The organism is Mesorhizobium sp. M7A.F.Ca.ET.027.03.2.1 (genome assembly GCF_003999175.1).
Taxonomy (GTDB): domain Bacteria; phylum Pseudomonadota; class Alphaproteobacteria; order Rhizobiales; family Rhizobiaceae; genus Mesorhizobium.
The window spans coordinates 1-3,606 of the sequence record NZ_RZOM01000634.1 but is presented as its reverse complement, the minus strand read 5'-3'; the positions used below and the strand labels follow the sequence as shown (position 1 = coordinate 3,606).

General features: G+C 65.8%; 4 protein-coding genes. All 4 read left to right on the top strand.

Going from position 1 to position 3,606, the window contains the following annotated elements:
• Positions 1–411 carry a hypothetical protein gene (locus EN750_RS23825; RefSeq protein ID WP_127397829.1) on the top strand — a complete coding sequence of 137 codons (411 nt, stop codon included), beginning with the start codon at positions 1–3 and terminating at the stop codon, positions 409–411.
• A gap of 153 nt (positions 412–564) precedes the next feature.
• On the top strand, positions 565–1,470 hold the full coding sequence (locus EN750_RS23820; protein ID WP_127397828.1) for a ribokinase: 906 nt from the start codon (positions 565–567) through the stop codon (positions 1,468–1,470).
• Between the two features lies 1 nt (position 1,471).
• The gene (locus EN750_RS23815) at positions 1,472–2,923 is read left to right on the top strand and encodes an amidase (protein ID WP_127397827.1); all 1,452 of its coding nucleotides are present in this window, start codon (positions 1,472–1,474) and stop codon (positions 2,921–2,923) included.
• Positions 2,924–3,037: 114 nt separating this feature from the next.
• Positions 3,038–3,606: LysE family translocator (locus EN750_RS23810; RefSeq protein WP_145967864.1), on the top strand; the 569-nt coding region annotated here is incomplete at its 3' end.

The window sequence follows — 3,606 nt, the reverse complement described above, 5'->3', positions numbered from 1 at the left end:
GTGCAGGCGGCGATCATCGGCACCTGCACCATCATGGTCGGGGCGTCCGGAACGATGAAGGCCAATCCCGCCATCAGCATACTGAGCTCCAAACAGGCAGGCGGATCGAGCGCCAGCGCCACCGTGGTGGCAAGTTCCCTGTTGTGCTCGATACTTAACTTGCTTGACTGCTATTCGGTTTCGGCGCCGGCGCCTGCCGCATTCTCCTCCGCGCCGAGCGGCGGCGGCACTAACGTGACCTTCGCTTCAGTCTTCCGCCTCGATGGCTCGGGGGTCGATGTCAACGGAAGTGTGCCGCAGAGGGTTGCCAACGGCACCCACGCGATGCAGGTCGACCTCACCGCCACCAAGTCGAGCGGTATCTTTCCCGCCGGCAATTATCAGGGCACGGTCACCGTGCGCTGCGAATAAGGCCACGACACCTCAAATCGGACTGGACCATGCGCGTGGTCTGGCAAGCCGCGGCCTTACGGGTTAGCTTCCACGCAATCGGAACGATCTGCGTTCGCCCGGATGCACGAAGACGCTCCGACATTTTGAAGTTGCGTTGCCAGGAGGCCCTGCTTGATTATCGTCATCGGCTCGATCAACCTCGACCTTATCGCCAAGGTCGACCGCTTGCCGAGCCCCGGCGAGACGGTGGGCGGCTCGGCCTTCACCACCGCGCCCGGGGGCAAGGGCGCCAACCAGGCGCTGGCCGCCGCACGCGCCGGCGCCTCGGTGCGCATGGTTGGCGCCGTCGGCAGGGACAGCTTCGCCGCCGAGGCACTGGCATTGCTACGCGACGGCAAGGTCGACCTGTCCGGCGTTGCCGAGACTCACGCCTCGACCGGCACGGCACTGATCATGGTCGCCGACGACGGCGAAAACATCATCGCCGTGGTGCCGGGCGCCAACGCTTCCGTGGTCCCCGGCGATCTCTCCAAGGCCTTTCTGAAAAAAGGCGACGTCGTGCTGCTGCAAAATGAGATTCCGCTGGCCACCGTCGATGCCGCCCTCGACCAGGCAAGGGCGGCCGGCGCCATCACCGTGCTCAACACGGCGCCTTTCCAGGGGCAGGCAGCCGGCTTTCTCGAAAAGGCGGACTATATCGTCGCCAACGAAACCGAGTTCGACCTCTATGGCGAAGCGCTGTCGCTGCAAGGCCGCGACCGGGCGGCCCGCATGCGCGACTTTGCCGGAAAGACCGGCCGCATCGTCGTCGTCACGCTCGGCGGCGACGGCGTGATGGCGGCGACACCGACCGAGTTCCTGGCCGTTGCTGCGCGCAAGATAACGCCTGTCGACACGGTCGGCGCCGGCGACACCTTCTGCGGCTATTTCGCCGCCAGCCTGTCGTCGGGCCTCGCGCTCGAACAGGCGCTGGCGCGCGCCGGCGCGGCCGGTTCGCTGGCCTGCCTGAAGCCTGGCGCCCAACCGGCGATCCCGCTCGCCAAAGACGTCGATCAGGCGCTGCAGGAAACCCATTAAAATGCTGCGTCCTCAAACGAAACATGCCGTGCCGCCGGCAGGCGACATCTGCCGCCTGTCCGCGGTCGAACTCGCCGGCGCGATCCGGGAGAGAGAGCTTTCCGTGCGCGAGGTGGTGGCGGCATTCCTCGATCGCATCGAGGCGGTCAATCCGCTGGTCAACGCCATCGTCTCCTTGCGCGATCGCGCCGATATCCTGCGCGAAGCCAATGCGGCCGATGCCAGCCTGTCGCGAGCCGAAGCGGCGGGTCCGCTCTTCGGCATGCCGATCGCCATCAAGGATCTCGCCTCGACCACCGGCCTCAGGACCTCCTTCGGCTCGCCGATCTTCGCCGATTTCGTGCCGCAGGAAGACGATTTCTTCGTCGAGCGCATTCGCAATGCCGGCGCCATCATCATCGGCAAGACCAACGTCCCCGAATTCGGGCTCGGCTCCAACACCTACAACGCCGTGTTCGGGCCGACGCTGAACGCCTTCGATCCGGCCCTGACCGCCGGCGGCTCGAGCGGCGGCGCGGCGGTGGCCCTGGCGCTCGACATGGTTCCCGTCGCCGATGGCAGCGACTTCGGCGGCTCGCTGCGCAACCCGGCCGCCTGGAACAATGTTTTTGGCTTCCGCCCGTCGCAAGGACTTGTTCCCGGCGGACCCGATTTTGAAGTCTTCCATGCGCAGATGGGCGTCGACGGGCCGATGGGCCGCAACGTCCGTGACATGGCGCTGCTGCTCGATGTGCAGGCCGGTTACCACCCGCACGCGCCATTGTCCTACGAGAAACCCGGCTCGTTCCTCGAAGGGCTTGGAATACCGGCAACTGCTGGCCGCATCGCCTGGCTCGGCGACCTCGGCGGTCATCTGCCGGTTGAAACAGGCATTCTCGGCCTGTGCGAGGCGGCACTTGGCCGCTTTGCGGATGCATCCTTCGCGACTGAACCGTTGCTGCCGGATTTCGATTTCGAAGCGCTGTGGCAGGCCTTCGTGACGCTGCGCCAGGCCAGCAGCGGCTGCGCGCTCAAAACCCACTATGACGATCCCGCGAAGCGCCGCCTGCTCAAGCCGGAAGCCATCTGGGAAGTGGAGAACGCCATGCGGCTGACGGCGCCGCAGATCCGCGCCGCCTCCGTGACCCGTACATCCTGGCATCGCACGCTGCTGTCGATCTTCGACCGCTATGATCTCGTCGCGCTGCCGACCGCGCAGGTCTTCCCCTTCGATGTCGATACGCATTGGCCGCGTGAGGTCGCCGGACGCGCAATGGACAGCTATCACCGCTGGATGCAGGTTTCCGCCTTCGCGACCTTGGGCGGCTGCCCGGCGGCCAACGTGCCGGTCGGCTTCGACGATAGGGGCCGACCGATGGGCATGCAACTGATCGGCCGGCCGCGCGGCGACCTCGCCGTGCTGAAGGCGGCCGCGGCCTATGAGGCAACGCTGCCTTGGCAGACCGGCGCCTGAACCGGGCGGACTGGCGTGTCGCAGGGCGCTAGTTAGCGGCTTGCACCGGCTGCGCTGCTATGCATTGATTGTCCTCAAGCCGCGCCGCATCGGCGGCATTCCTGGGGAAAAATCATGTCGCTGGAACTCTACGCCGCCTATGTCCTCGCTTGCATCGTCATTATCCTGGTGCCGGGCCCAACGGTCACGCTGATCATCGCCAACAGCATCCGCCATGGCTCCCGCGCCGGTCTCGCCAATGTCGCCGGCACGCAGGCAGGGCTTGCCGTGATGATCGCCATCGTCGGCATCGGCCTCAACACACTGATCGCGGGCATGGGCCACTGGTTCGAGTGGGTGCGGCTGATCGGCGCCGCCTATCTGATCTGGATGGGTGTGCAGATGTTCCGTTCCAAAGGCACGCTGAACGCCGATGGAACGGCCAGGAAACCGCGCGGCGGCTTCTTCCTGCAGGGCCTGCTGGTGGCGCTCAGTAACCCCAAGACGTTGATCTTCTTCGGCGCCTTCTTTCCGCAGTTCATTTCGCCGCAAGGCAACTACTCGCTGCAGATCGCCATCATGGGCCTGACCGCCATGATCTTCGCCGCCTTCTCGGATTCGACCTATGCGCTGGCCGCCGGCCGCGCCGGGCGCCTGCTGTCGGCCGGCCGCATCAAGCTTTTGTCGAGGATCAGCGGCAGCTT